Source organism: Streptomyces sp. NPDC051907 (assembly GCF_040681075.1).
GTDB lineage: Bacteria > Actinomycetota > Actinomycetes > Streptomycetales > Streptomycetaceae > Streptomyces.
On record NZ_JBFAYB010000003.1, the window covers coordinates 195,156 to 207,892 of the forward strand.

Annotated in this window: 8 protein-coding genes; 2 read left to right on the forward strand and 6 right to left on the reverse strand. The window is 71.1% G+C overall.

The annotated features are described in order from the left end of the window. Window positions 1-408: 408 nt before the first annotated feature. From AB0M39_RS03470 to AB0M39_RS03480, 3 genes are all read right to left on the reverse strand, one after another. Window positions 409-840: a VOC family protein gene (locus AB0M39_RS03470; RefSeq protein WP_365359648.1), complete on the reverse strand. Its 432-nt coding sequence runs from the start codon at window positions 838-840 to the stop codon at window positions 409-411. Window positions 841-898: 58 nt separating this feature from the next. Next, entirely contained in the window at window positions 899-1,417 is a 519-nt protein-coding gene (locus tag AB0M39_RS03475; protein ID WP_365359650.1) for a pyridoxamine 5'-phosphate oxidase family protein, read from the reverse strand. Window positions 1,418-1,646: 229 nt separating this feature from the next. Further along, complete coding sequence (locus AB0M39_RS03480) at window positions 1,647-3,704, reverse strand: PIG-L family deacetylase (protein ID WP_365359652.1); 2,058 nt, start codon at window positions 3,702-3,704, stop codon at window positions 1,647-1,649. A 513-nt stretch (window positions 3,705-4,217) separates the two neighbouring features. Between AB0M39_RS03480 and AB0M39_RS03485 the strand changes: the two genes are divergently transcribed. Continuing rightward, the gene (locus AB0M39_RS03485; RefSeq protein ID WP_365359654.1) at window positions 4,218-7,217 is read left to right on the forward strand and encodes a bifunctional [glutamine synthetase] adenylyltransferase/[glutamine synthetase]-adenylyl-L-tyrosine phosphorylase; all 3,000 of its coding nucleotides are present in this window, start codon (window positions 4,218-4,220) and stop codon (window positions 7,215-7,217) included. Between the two features lie 144 nt (window positions 7,218-7,361). Here AB0M39_RS03485 and AB0M39_RS03490 read toward each other — a convergent pair whose 3' ends face one another. From AB0M39_RS03490 to AB0M39_RS03500, 3 genes are all read right to left on the reverse strand, one after another. Next, on the reverse strand, window positions 7,362-8,234 hold the full coding sequence (locus AB0M39_RS03490; RefSeq protein WP_365359773.1) for a phosphatase PAP2 family protein: 873 nt from the start codon (window positions 8,232-8,234) through the stop codon (window positions 7,362-7,364). Between the two features lie 121 nt (window positions 8,235-8,355). Continuing rightward, complete coding sequence (locus AB0M39_RS03495) at window positions 8,356-9,375, reverse strand: LacI family DNA-binding transcriptional regulator (RefSeq protein WP_365359656.1); 1,020 nt, start codon at window positions 9,373-9,375, stop codon at window positions 8,356-8,358. Window positions 9,376-9,400: 25 nt separating this feature from the next. Then, a complete protein-coding gene (locus AB0M39_RS03500; RefSeq protein ID WP_365359658.1) occupies window positions 9,401-11,038 on the reverse strand; it encodes an alpha-amylase family glycosyl hydrolase in 1,638 nt (545 codons plus the stop codon). A 365-nt stretch (window positions 11,039-11,403) separates the two neighbouring features. On the opposite strand from AB0M39_RS03500, the gene AB0M39_RS03505 reads away from it, so the two are divergent. Then, on the forward strand, window positions 11,404-12,672 hold the full coding sequence (locus tag AB0M39_RS03505; protein ID WP_365359660.1) for an extracellular solute-binding protein: 1,269 nt from the start codon (window positions 11,404-11,406) through the stop codon (window positions 12,670-12,672). Window positions 12,673-12,737 lie beyond the last annotated feature (65 nt).

A 12,737-nucleotide genomic window follows, 5' to 3' on the forward strand; every position in this document is an offset into this window, starting at 1 on the left:
CGACAAACGCTGAGGGCCTCGCGGAAATTACCGCGAGGCCCTCAATCTTCCCCCGAAGGAAATCAGGTATCAGGAGTCTAGTTCGCGAGGCACGAGAGTGCCGATTCGCTGTTCGATCTCCGCATCCGAGAGGTCCCCTCCGATTGCATGCCACCGCGAGATTCGCTTTGCCTCACCCAATGGCATGTCAAACGCATCATGCATGCACCCAACTACGCCGAATGCCACAGCTCCTAGGTCATCCCTCGGGCCAATTTCTGATACCAGTAGCCGCAGGACACCAATTACCGAACCGTCGCGCATCCAACACTTCTGAAGAGCGCGTGCGACTTTCTCCTTTTTTGCCCTGTATTCTTCCGGACCCATTTCATCCCCCCGGCCGCATGAAACGCGAAAGCGGGCGATCGCTCAGCGCTCCGACAGCGGCGCGGGCGCCTCCTGGATCACCCAGCCGTTGCCGTCCGGGTCCTTGAAGCTCATGAAGGCGTTCCAGGTCTCGCCCTTGCCGTCCTCCCAGCCCGTCGCGCCCAGGTGCTGGACCTTGGTGACGTCCAGGCCGCGGGAGGTGAGCTCCTCGTACGCCGCCTCGATGTCCGTCACGCACAGCTGGAGGCCCTGGACCGAGCCCGGGGCGGCAGCCTTCTGGCCCGGGAACTCCGGGAAGCCCGTGCCCATCGCGATCGAGCAGCGGGAGCCGGGCGGGGTCAGCTGGACGATCCGAGCCGTGTCGCTGATCTGGGTGTCCGTGTCGACCGCGAAGCCCAGCTTGTCGCGGTAGAAGTCCCTCGCCCGGTCCACGTCCGTGACCGGGAGCATGACTACCTCAAGGGTCAGTTCCATCGAAAAGCTCCCTTATGAGTTCAGCATGAGTTCAGGATGAGTCAGCGCTTCACGAGTCTCACAGCGTCTCATCGAACGTCCAGCGCGTCTGGGCATACGGGTCCTTCGCGAAGCCGAACGCCGTCCGCGGGGCCACCCGGAACACCAGCGCCTCGCCGCCGTCGCCCACGAACTTCCCGTCGCGGACCTCGAACGTCCAGTCCGCGCCGTACTTCCTGACGTATTCCTCCGCCAGCGCCCGCAGCCGCGTCTCGTCCGTCACGCGCACCGCCTCGCCCTCGACGACCAGGTCGCGGCCCTCGGACAGGGTGCTCGCGCCGGTGGTGAGGGCCACCTCCTGATTGTCGCGGAGGTTCTTGGCCTTCCGCTCGTCGGCGCCGGTGCAGAAGTGCATCGCGCCGTCGTGCCAGACGGCGATCAGCGGCGTGACGTGCGGACGTCCCCCGGGCCGCACGGTCGAGAGCCAGAAGACCTCCGCCGCCTTCAGGCTCTCCACCGCCTGAGCCCACTCGGCGGCCGAGGCCCTCGGGTCGCTGTAGCGGGCGTCCAGATCGGTCTGCGGCGTGGAAACAGGCATGGCGCGGTCCTCTCACACTCGGATCACTCGATCACTGGGATCACTGGGATCACTGGGCCCGGTTGGATCACTCGGATCGGCCGGACCCCTCGGACCCCTCGGATCACATGAGTCGCATGGGTCACTCAGGTCATCAGATCACTCGGCGCCGCCATCGACGCCGATACGAAGGTGAGACCCGCGCGCCGCCCGAAACTCATCGCGCCCGCCCGAACTCCTCGGCCCGAGATCAGCCCACCGAGGCCCACGGCCCGACCGCGCCCCGGCCGTCCGACTGCCCCCAGTACAGCCGGCCGTCCAGGCCCACCGCGGCCAGGCCGCCGCCCGCCGGACCGTTGCCCAGGCCCGCCGGCGCGCCCGCGAACAGCGAGCCCGCCGACTTCCACTTCGCCCGGCCCGGCTGCGCCGGCACCGCCTTCTTGCCGCCGCCCGCGCCGACCGAGGGGAAGGCCGCCAGCGCCGTGCCCGGCGTCCCCACGCCGGAGCGGACCGCGAGCAGCGAGTTGTTCGGGCCGGACACGCTGACCGGGCCGAAGCCCGAGGGGCCGCCCAGGTCGGCTATGGCGGAGGACTTCGCCCCGGCGAACTTGACCGTGCGGACCTCGCCCGAGTCCGGCTTGCGGAACCAGAGCCGTACGCCGTCGCCGTCCGCGCTCGTGCTCAGCGCGAGCGTCGTCGGCGGCAGTCCCGTCGCCGTCGGGCCGGACAGCGCCGCGCCGGCCTTCGCCTGCGTCCAGGCCACCACCGACGTCGGCGTGCCGGCGAAGACGTACTGCCGGCCCGAGCGGTCCGTCGCGGCGACCGGGTCGCCGTGCAGCTCCTTGCCGCCGCGCGCCTTCCAGGCCGCCCACGAGCCGTCCGCGTTCTGGCTGCGGGAGCTGAGCGAGTGGCCGCCGTTGCGCAGGTAGACGCTCATCCGGCCGGCCTTGTCCACGACCACCGCGGGCGCGCTGATGTCGGAGAGGCTGCTCTTGTCGTCCCGCTCGGGCGTGCCCAGCGAGCGCCACGCCCCGAACCGGCCGTCGGGCGCGGCCTGCACAGCGGTGACGACGTCCCTGCGGTAGTCGCCCGGGGTCTTCCCCAGCGTCGTGCGGGTGGCGAACACCGCGATCCGCCCGTCCGGCAGCCGCACCGAGGCGACCCCGCTGTCGAGGCCTCCGCCCGGCAGCGTCGTCGGGCCGGACCACACGCCCTTCGGGCCCGCCGTCCGCTGCCAGACGGCCAGCTTGTTGTCGAGCACCGCGAACGCGTAGAGCCCGCCGTTCTTGCCCTGCTGCACCCAGGTCGTGGACTCGCCCCGGGTGTAGCGCACGGACTGCGCCCAGCCGTGGCCGGCGGGCCGGGCGGCCACCTTGAGGTCGCCGCAGCCGGCGGAGTCGTCGCAGTAGTTCGCGGGGTCCATCCAGGCGTACGTCTTCAGGGTGCGCAGCTTGGCCGCGGCCGTGACCGGGTCCAGGGTGTGCGGCAGACCGCCGACGGGGTAGCCCAGGTAGCTCTGGACGCTGAAGCGGGGGCCGCCGGGGGACTCCGCGTACCGCATGAGCGCGGCCTGCGCGAACCGCGCCGCGTACGTGTGGTCCTGGTGGTCGGAGATCTTGCCCGTCTTGGCCACCTTGCCCGGCGTCGGGTCCAGCGTGCGCACATGGGTCGGCCCGAAGCGCTGGAGCAGCCCGGCGATCGTCTCGATCACCTGGTCCTTGGTGTACGAGAAGCTGTTCTCGACCGGCGTGCCCGAGGAGAGCTGCGAGCCGAGCGTCCGCACCTTGCCGTCCCACAGGCCGTGCAGGCTGTTGGGCCGGTCGCCGGATATGGAGCCGGCCTCGCGCAACTGCACCCAGACCAGGTTGACCTCGGGCCGCGCCCGCAGGGTGTCCAGCTCGGCCGTGCCGCCGCCCGCGGTGGGGATGACGGTCCGCTGCCAGGGGCTCGTGCGGTCGCCGGTGGCCATCTCGGCGTAGGCGGCGCGGATGCCGTTCTGGCGGGCCTCCGCGTAGCGCGCCTTGTCCGCGGGGGGCGGGGTGGCGACCGCCCTCGGGCCGCTGCGGGCGGCGTTGACGCCGTCGGACTCGCCGGCCGTGAGGTACACGGCGGTGAGGCTGCGGCCGGAGCGGACCGAGTGGCTGGTGTCCGGGTTCATGAAGAACAGGTCGTCGTCCGGGTGCGCGACGATCTGCATCACGGACTCGCCGGCGGGGCGGGTCGGCTGGATCGGCGCGTCCTGCGCGTCGGAGCTGGCCTTCTCGGTGCCCACGACGAAGGCGGCGCCGACGAGCGGCACGAGGGCCATGGCCGTCGTCAGACCGCGACGGGAGAACAGGGCAGAGTGGCGGAGCCCAGACGACAACATGCTGGCAGTGGCCTTCGGTGTTCAAGGAATAAGGTTCTGACCAGCACTGATCTTTGATTGACCACTGTGATCGGCCATGAAGACGGAAATATCGAGTTTGCGGTTCATCCGGCGAGAAGGTCGAACAACATGGCGTATCTCACTCGATTCATGGGCGTGAGAGCACAACCTTCCGGGCTCGGCGGCGACATGGCTGCTGTCGGCCCCCGTCCGGTCGCTCGGACCGCACCCGGCCACGCGGCCGTCCCAGCCCTTGGGATCACCGAGGAGCACAACGGGTCCCGGGCGGGCCCCTGCGGATAGGCTCGAAACCTGACCTTGATCGGTACGAAGACGTACGAAGACGTGCGGCGGCGTACGAGGACGTACGCAGACGATCGGCACGTGACAGGACAGGGGCAGGACAGGACAGGGCCGGACTGGGCAGGACAGGCAAGGACGGGAGACCGCGGGATGACAGGGCCGGGGCGCAGAAGCAGTACCTTCACCCGACTGCTGCGGCACGGCTTCACCGATCCGTCCGCCGCCGAACGTCTCCTCGACCTCCCGGACATGGCCCCCGGCCGCACCGACCCCGTCCTCCTCGACGCCCTCGGCGCGACCGCCGACCCCGACCTCGCGCTCCGCGGGCTCGTACGGCTGGTGGAGGCCCAGGAGCCCGCCGGGCGTCAGCCGCTGCTGGCCACCCTGGTCACGGCCAAGCCGCTGCGCGACCGGCTGCTCGGCGTCCTCGGCGCGTCCGAGGCGCTCGGCGACCACCTCGCCCGCCACCCCGGCGACTGGAAGGCCCTGCTCACCTACGAGGCCGCGGATCTGCACCCCGGCGTCGAGGAGTTCGAGCGCGGCCTCGCCGACGCCACGGACCCCGTCTCGCTGCGCGTCTCCTACCGCCGGTGCCTGCTCGCCATAGCGGCACGCGACGTCTGCGGCACGGTCGACGTCGCCCAGGCCGCCGCCGAGCTCGCCGACCTGGCCACCGCGACCCTGCGCGCCGCCCTCGCCATCGCCCGGGCCGCCGCCCCCGCCGACGCGGCGCTGTGCCGGCTCGCCGTCATCGCGATGGGCAAGTGCGGCGGCCATGAGCTGAACTACGTCTCCGACGTCGACGTGATCTTCGTCGCCGAGCCGGCGAACGGCGGCGGCGAGGGCGCCGACGAGGGCAAGGCCCTCCAGGCCGCCACCCGACTGGCCTCCCATCTGATGCGGATCTGCTCCGAGACGACGGTCGAGGGCTCGATCTGGCCGGTGGACGCCAATCTGCGGCCCGAGGGACGCAACGGCCCGCTGGTGCGCACCCTCTCCAGCCACCTCGCGTACTACCAGCGCTGGGCCAAGACCTGGGAGTTCCAGGCGCTGCTCAAGGCCCGGCCGGTGGCCGGGGACCTCTCGCTCGGCGAGGACTACATCGACGCGGTGTCGCCGCTGGTGTGGCAGGCCGCCGAGCGCGAGAACTTCGTCCCCGACGTGCAGAAGATGCGCCGCCGCGTCGTCGACAACATCCCCGTCGCCGAGATCGAGCGCGAGCTCAAGCTCGGCCCGGGCGGCCTGCGGGACGTCGAGTTCGCCGTGCAGCTGCTCCAGCTGGTGCACGGCCGCAGCGACGCCTCCCTGCACAGCGGCAGCACGCTGGAGGCCCTCAAGGCGCTCGCCGCCGGCGGCTACGTGGGGCGGACGGACGCCGCGCAGATGGACGAGGCGTACCGGTTCCTGCGCGGCATGGAGCACCGCATCCAGCTCTACCGGCTGCGGCGCACCCATCTGGTCCCGGAGGACGAGGCCGATCTGCGCCGCCTCGGCCGCTCGCTGGGACTGCGCACGGACCCGGTCGCCGACCTCAACAAAGAGTGGAAGCGGCACGCCTCGGTGGTCCGGCGGCTGCACGAGAAGCTCTTCTACCGGCCGCTGCTCGACGCGGTCGCCCAGCTCACGCCCGGCGAGATCCGGCTCAGCGCGGAGGCGGCCCGGCAGCGCCTGGAGGCCCTCGGGTACGCGGATCCCGCCGCCGCCCTGCGGCATCTGGAGGCGCTGTCGGCCGGGGTGACCCGCAAGGCCGCCATCCAGCGGACCCTGCTGCCGGTGCTGCTGGGCTGGTTCGCCGACTCGGCCGACCCGGACGCGGGGCTGCTGGGCTTCCGCAAGGTCTCGGACGCGCTCGGCAAGACGCCCTGGTACCTGCGGCTGCTACGGGACGAGGGCGCGGCCGCCGAGAACCTCGCCCGGGTGCTCTCGGCCGGCCGGCTCGCCCCCGACCTGCTGCTGCGGGCCCCCGAGGCGGTGGCGCTCCTCGGCGACCCGGAGGGGCTGAAGCCGCGCGGCCGGGAGCATCTGGAGCAGGAGACGCTGGCGGCGGTCGGCCGCGCGGACAGCGCGGAGGGCGCGGTGGCGGCGGCCCGCGGGGTGCGCCGCAGGGAGCTGTTCCGTACGACGGCGGCCGACATCATCGGCTCGTACGGCACCGAGGAGAGCCCGGCCGAGGCGGACCCCGGAGCGCTGGTGGACCGGGTCGGCAACGCGGTCACCGACCTGACCGCCGCGACGCTCTCGGGCGCGCTGCGGGCGGCGGTGAGCCAGCAGTGGGGCGAGATCCTGCCGACCCGGTTCGCGGTCATCGGCATGGGCCGCTTCGGCGGCCACGAGCTGGGCTACGGCTCGGACGCGGACGTGCTGTTCGTCCACGAGCCGCGCGAGTTCGTGGACGAGCACGAGGCGGCGCAGGCCGCGACCACCGTCGTCGCCGAGATGCGCCGGCTCCTCCAGCTGCCCACCGCCGATCCGCCGCTGCTGATCGACGCCGATCTGCGCCCCGAGGGCAAGACCGGGCCGATGGTCCGCACCCTGGCCTCGTACGAGGCGTACTACCGGCGCTGGTCGCTGGTGTGGGAGAGCCAGGCGCTGCTGCGGGCGCAGCCGATGGCGGGCGACCTCGACCTGGGGCGCCGGTTCATCGACCTCATCGACCCGCTGCGGTACCCGGCCGAGGGCATCGGCGAGGACGCGGTGCGCGAGATCCGCCGGCTGAAGGCCCGTATGGAGTCCGAGCGCCTGCCGCGCGGCGCCGACCCGACGCTGCACACCAAGCTCGGCCGCGGCGGGCTCAGCGACGTCGAGTGGACGGTCCAGCTTCTGCAGATGCAGCACGGCTGGGCGGAGCCCGGTCTGCGCACCACCCGCACCCGCGAGGCCCTGGCCGCCGCCCATGCGGCGGGCCTGATCGCGACGGAGGACGCGCAGATCCTGGACGAGGCGTGGGTGCTCGCGACGCGGGTCCGCAACGGCGTGATGATGGTGCGCGGGCGGGCCGGCGACACGTTCCCCTCGGACGGGCGGGAACTTGCGGCGGTCGGGAGGTACTTGGGGTACGGCCCGGGGCACGTGGGGGACATGCTCGACGACTACCGGCGGATCACGCGCAGGGCGCGGGCCGTGGTGGAGGAGCTGTTCTACGGAGCGTGAGCAGGCGCTGACGGAGAGCTGACGCGGAAGCCCGGCGAGGAGGGCGGTCTGCTTACAGGACCGACGGGAAGGTCGGCCAGGGCCGGGCGTCAAGGCTCGGCCAGGGGCTGGGCCTCGAGACGAGCGCGCGAGTCCCAGTCGCTGCTAGTCGCGCGCTGGCGTCCGCAGGCGCAGGCCGCCCCGCGCCCCCGTCACCGTCTTGGGCAGCCGATGCGGCATCGCCTGGTACCAGACGTACGACGCCGCGAATCCGAAGGCCAGGCAGATCATCCCGCCCACCGCGTCCAGCCAGAAGTGGTTCGCCGTCGCCACGATCACGACCAGGGTCGCCACCGGGTACAGCAGGCCGAGGATCTTCGCCCAGGGCGCCGTCGCCACCGCGAAGACAATGATCCCGCACCAGAGCGACCAGCCGATGTGCATCGAGGGCATCGCCGCGTACTGGTTCGACATGTTCTTCAGGTTGCCCGAGGCCATCGAGCCCCACGTCTGGTGGACCAGCACGGTGTCGACGAAGTTCTGCCCGTTCATCAACCGAGGCGGCGCGAGCGGGTACAGATAGTAGCCGACCAAAGCAACGCCGGTGGTGGCGAAAAGGACAAGCCGCGCCGCTGCGTAACGGCCCGGGTGCCAGCGGTAGAGCCATACGAGCACGCCGATGGTCACGATGAAGTGCAGGGTGGCGTAGTAGTAGTTCATCGACACGATCAGCCATGTCACCGAGTTCACGGCGTGGTTGACCGACTGCTCGACGGCCAGGCCGAGCGACCGCTCGGCATTCCAGATCCAGTCCGCGTTCCGCAGGGCCTGTGCCTTCTGCTCCGGCACCGCGTTCCGAATGAGCGAATATGTCCAGTAACTGACCGCGATCAGCAGGATTTCGAACCAGATCCGGGGATGGCGAGGCGCGCGCAGCTGCTGGAGCCGACTGCGCGTCGGCACGTAGACGGCCTCGTCCACCATGGGTGACGGGGTGGCCGTCTGGTCTTCCAGAGTCTTCACGGTCGCTTCACCCATGGGAGGAGAGTCTGCCAGATGCGCGCCCACTGACTGATCATCCCCCGGTCGGGTTCGAGGCGCACCCGGTACTCCTCGGGAACGAGCCGCGCCTCGGGGGTCGTCTGGGGGGCCTGCCCGGTCAGGAGCCCGGCCCCGATGCCGTTGAACCGCGAACCACCAGTTCGGGCATGAAGACGAACTCGCTGTGCGGTGCGGGGGTGCCCCCGATCTCCTCCAGGAGCGTGCGGACCGCCGCCTGGCCCATGGCCTGCACGGGCTGGCGGATCGTGGTCAGCGGCGGATCGGTGAACGCTATGAGGGGGGAGTCGTCGAAGCCCACCACGGACACGTCCCTCGGGACCTTCAGGCCGAGGCCGCGGGCGGCCCGGATCGCGCCGAGCGCCATCATGTCGCTCGCGCAGACCACCGCGGTGCAGCCGAGGCCGATCAGGGCGCCGGCGGCGGCCTGGCCGCCTTCGAGCGAGTAGAGGGAGTGCTGGATCAGCTCCTCGGACTCCTCGGGAGCCAGGCCGAGTTGGACGTCCATCGCCTGCTGGAAGCCCTCGATCTTGCGGAGCACGGGCACGAAGCGCTTCGGGCCGACCGCCAGGCCGATCCGGGTGTGGCCGAGGGAGGCGAGGTGGGTCACGGCGAGGTGCATCGCCGCCCGGTCGTCGGGCGAGACGAAGGGGGCCTTCACCTTGGGGGAGAAGCCGCCGAGCAGGACATAGGGGACGCCCTGGCCGCGCAGCTGGTCGTAGCGCTGCATGTCGGCGGTGGTGTCCGCGTGCAGGCCCGAGACGAAGATGATCCCGGAGACCCCGCGGTCCACGAGCATCTCGGTGAGCTCGTCCTCGGTGGAGCCGCCGGGGGTCTGGGTCGCCAGCACGGGGGTGTACCCCTGCCGGGTCAGAGCCTGGCCGATGACCTGGGCGAGCGCCGGGAAGATGGGGTTGTCGAGCTCCGGGGTTATGAGGCCCACCAGGCCCGCGCTGCGCTGCCGAAGCCGCACGGGGCGCTCGTATCCGAGGACGTCGAGGGCGGCTAGCACGGATTCGCGGGTGCCCGCGGCCACACCGGGCTTGCCGTTGAGCACGCGGCTGACTGTGGCTTCGCTGACCCCCGCCTGGGCTGCGATGTCGGCAAGCCGTGCGGTCACAGGATTGGACTGTACCGGTCGCATGTCAGATTGCCCACCACGCGCTGGAATCAGCCGGAATACGGACGGTGTCCTCCCGCTCGTCCACGGCCGCGGAGGAGATCAACAGTCGGCCCGGGCGGGGGACTTCGATCGGGGCGCCGGTGGTGTTGAGGGTGCAGACCAGGCCCGGGCGGGCGAGCGCGAGCAGTCCGTCGGGCGCCGGCAGCCAGTGCATCGGCCCGCCCCGCAGCTCGCGCCGCAGCGCGATCGCCGAGCGGTAGAGACAGAGCGTGGAGTGCGGGTCGCCGCTCTGGGCGGCCACCGACAGCTCCCGCCAGTCGGCGGGCTGCGGCAGCCAGCTGGACCCGGGGCCGAAGTCGTACGGCGGCGCCTCGCCGGACCACGGGATCGGCACCCGGCAGCCGTCGCGGAAGCCGTCCTGGCCGGCCGCGCGGAAGAAGGCGGGGTCCTGGCGAACCGCGTCGGGCAGATCCGCGACCTCGGGCAGGCCCAGCTCCTCGCCCTGGTAGACGTACGCGGAGCCCGGCAGCGCGAGCATCAGCAGCGCGGCGGCGCGGGCCCGGCGCAGGCCCTGCTCGCCGCCGCCGTAACGGGTGGTGTGGCGGACCACGTCGTGGTTGGAGAGCACCCAGGTGGTGGGCGCCCCCACCGAGGCGGTCGCCGACAGTGACTCGTCGATCACGCGCCGCATCGCCGCCGGGTCCCAGGGGCACTGGAGGAACTGGAAGTTGAAGGCCTGGTGCAGTTCGTCGGGGCGTACGTACAGCGCGAGCCGGTCCGGGCTCGGCGCCCATGCCTCGGCCACGCCGATCCGGTCGCCGGGGTAGGAGTCGAGGAGCCGGCGCCAGGAGCGGTGGATCTCGTGCACGCCGTCCTGGTCGAAGAAGGGCAGGGTCTGCGAGCCGATCAGCCTGGCCTGTTCCTTGTGGCCGATATCGGGCAGGCCGTCGGCCTTGACCATGCCGTGGGCGACGTCGACGCGGAAGCCGTCGACGCCCAGGTCCAGCCAGAAGCGCAGGACCGACGCGAACTCCTCGTGGACCTCCTGGCTCTCCCAGTTGAGGTCGGGCTGCTCGGGCGCGAAGAGATGGAGGTACCACTCGCCGTCCGGCGTGCGCGTCCAGGCGGGGCCGCCGAAGACCGACTCCCAGTCGTTGGGCGGGAGCTCTCCGTCCGCTCCCTTGCCGGGCCGGAAGTGGTACCGGGCGCGGGCCGCGCCCCCTGGCAGGTCGGCGAGCGCCGCCCGGAACCAGGCGTGCTGGTCGGAGGTGTGGTTGGGGACGATGTCCACGATCACCCGCAGGCCCAGCTCATGGGCGGTGCGTACGAGGTCGTCGGCGTCGGCGAGGCTCCCGAAGAGCGGGTCGACCGCGCGGTAGTCGGCGACGTCGTAGCCGCCGTCGGCCTGCGGGGACGCGTAGAACGGGGTGAGCCAGACGGCGTCGACGCCGAGCTGCGCGAGGTACGGCAGGCGCTGGGCCGCGCCGCGCAGATCGCCGACGCCGTCGCCGTCGCTGTCGGCGAAGGAGCGCACGTACACCTGGTAGATGACGGCATCGCGCCACCAGCCACGGTCCGCGGTGGAAGAGCTTGCAGGCAGCGGTCCCTCGGCCGCCGTGGGGGCGGGAAGTCCGACGGCGGAGGCGAGCTCATGGGTCATCGAGGGTCCCTCTCGTACGGTCCGGGTGCGGTGGGACGTACAACTAACGAGGTCAACGTGGGTGCGGGCCCGTAGTGACGGTGCTCTGAAGACCAAAAATAACAGTCCTGCAAGAGCTTGCGAAAGGCATTGGGGGCCCTTGTGGGGCCGCTCTGAACGGGGGAAACGGCCGCCGTCAAGCGATCCATCGGCAACTGTCAGGACACGTGGATGTAACGATCCCCTGCTCTTGCAGAAAATTGTCGCAAGGTCTTTCGACTCTCTTTCATCCTTGTTACGTTCCTGCCGAACCCGGCGCCGCGAGGGAGCGGTCGGCAGGGGGCCTGGTCGCCTCCGCCATCTCGGGCATCTCTGAAGGAGTTCACATGCGGCGTGGCATAGCGGCCACCGCACTCGTTGCGGCACTGGCGATGGCAGCGACGGCGTGCGGCGGGGACGACGGGGACACGGCCGGCGGCCCGGTCACCCTGACCTGGTGGGACACGTCCAACGCGACGAACGAGGCGCCGACGTACAAGGCGATGATCGCCGAGTTCGAGAAGGCGAACAAGGACATCAAGGTCAAGTACGTCAACGTCCCGTTCGACCAGGCGCAGAACAAGTTCCAGACCGCGGCCGGCAGCAAGGGCGCCCCGGACATCATCCGCGCCGAGGTCGGCTGGACCGCCTCCTGGGCCAAGTCCCAGTTCCTGGCGCCGCTGGACGGCACGGACGCGCTCAAGGACTCCGCGGACATCACTCCCTCGCTCCTGAAGCAGGCCCAGTACCAGGGCAAGACCTACGGCGCGCCGTTCGTCACCGACTCCGTCGGCCTGATGTGGAACAAGGAGATCCTGAAGAAGGCCGGCTACGACAAGGCGCCGACCACCTGGGAAGAGGTCAAGGCCGTCTCCAAGGCGGTCAAGGAGAAGGCCGGCGTCAACGGCTTCCAGCTCCGCGCCGACGCCTACTTCGAGCTTCCCTTCCTCTTCGGCGAGGGCACCGACATGGTGGACGCCGCGGGCAAGAAGATCACCGTCAACTCGCCCGAGGCCGTCAAGGCCGTCGACGAGACCAAGGCGCTCCTCGACGCGCCCGGCGTCGCCAAGCTGGACGTCACCGCCGACTCCTACGCCCACATGATGGACGCGTTCAACACCGGCAAGACCGCGATGATCCTCCAGGGTCCGTGGGAGCTGACCAACGTCTACAAGGGCGCCGCCTTCAAGGACAAGGCCAACCTCGGCATCTCCGGCGTCCCGGCCGGCTCCACCGGCAAGGCCGGCGCCCCGACCGGCGGCCATAACCTCTCGGTCTACGCGGGCTCCGACAAGGCGCACCAGGCCGCGGCCCAGAAGTTCATCGGGTTCATGACCTCCGGCGAGACCCAGGCCAAGATCGCGCTGAAGAACGGCACCCTGCCGACCCGTACCTCCGCCTACACCGCCGAGGTCAAGGCCACCCCGGGCATCGCCGAGTTCCAGCAGATCCTCTCCACCTCCGCCCGCCCGCGGCCGGAACTGCCCGAGTACAGCTCGCTCTTCGCCGACCTCGGCGTCAACCTCACCTCCATCCTCCAGGGCAAGGTGAGCACCCAGAAGGGCCTGGACACCACGGCCGAGTCCTACAAGAAGCTGCTCAAGGACTTCTCCTAAGACGGTCGCCGGCCGTCCGGACCGCTCCCGCACCGGGGGGCGGGCCGGGCGGCCCGCCCGCAGTG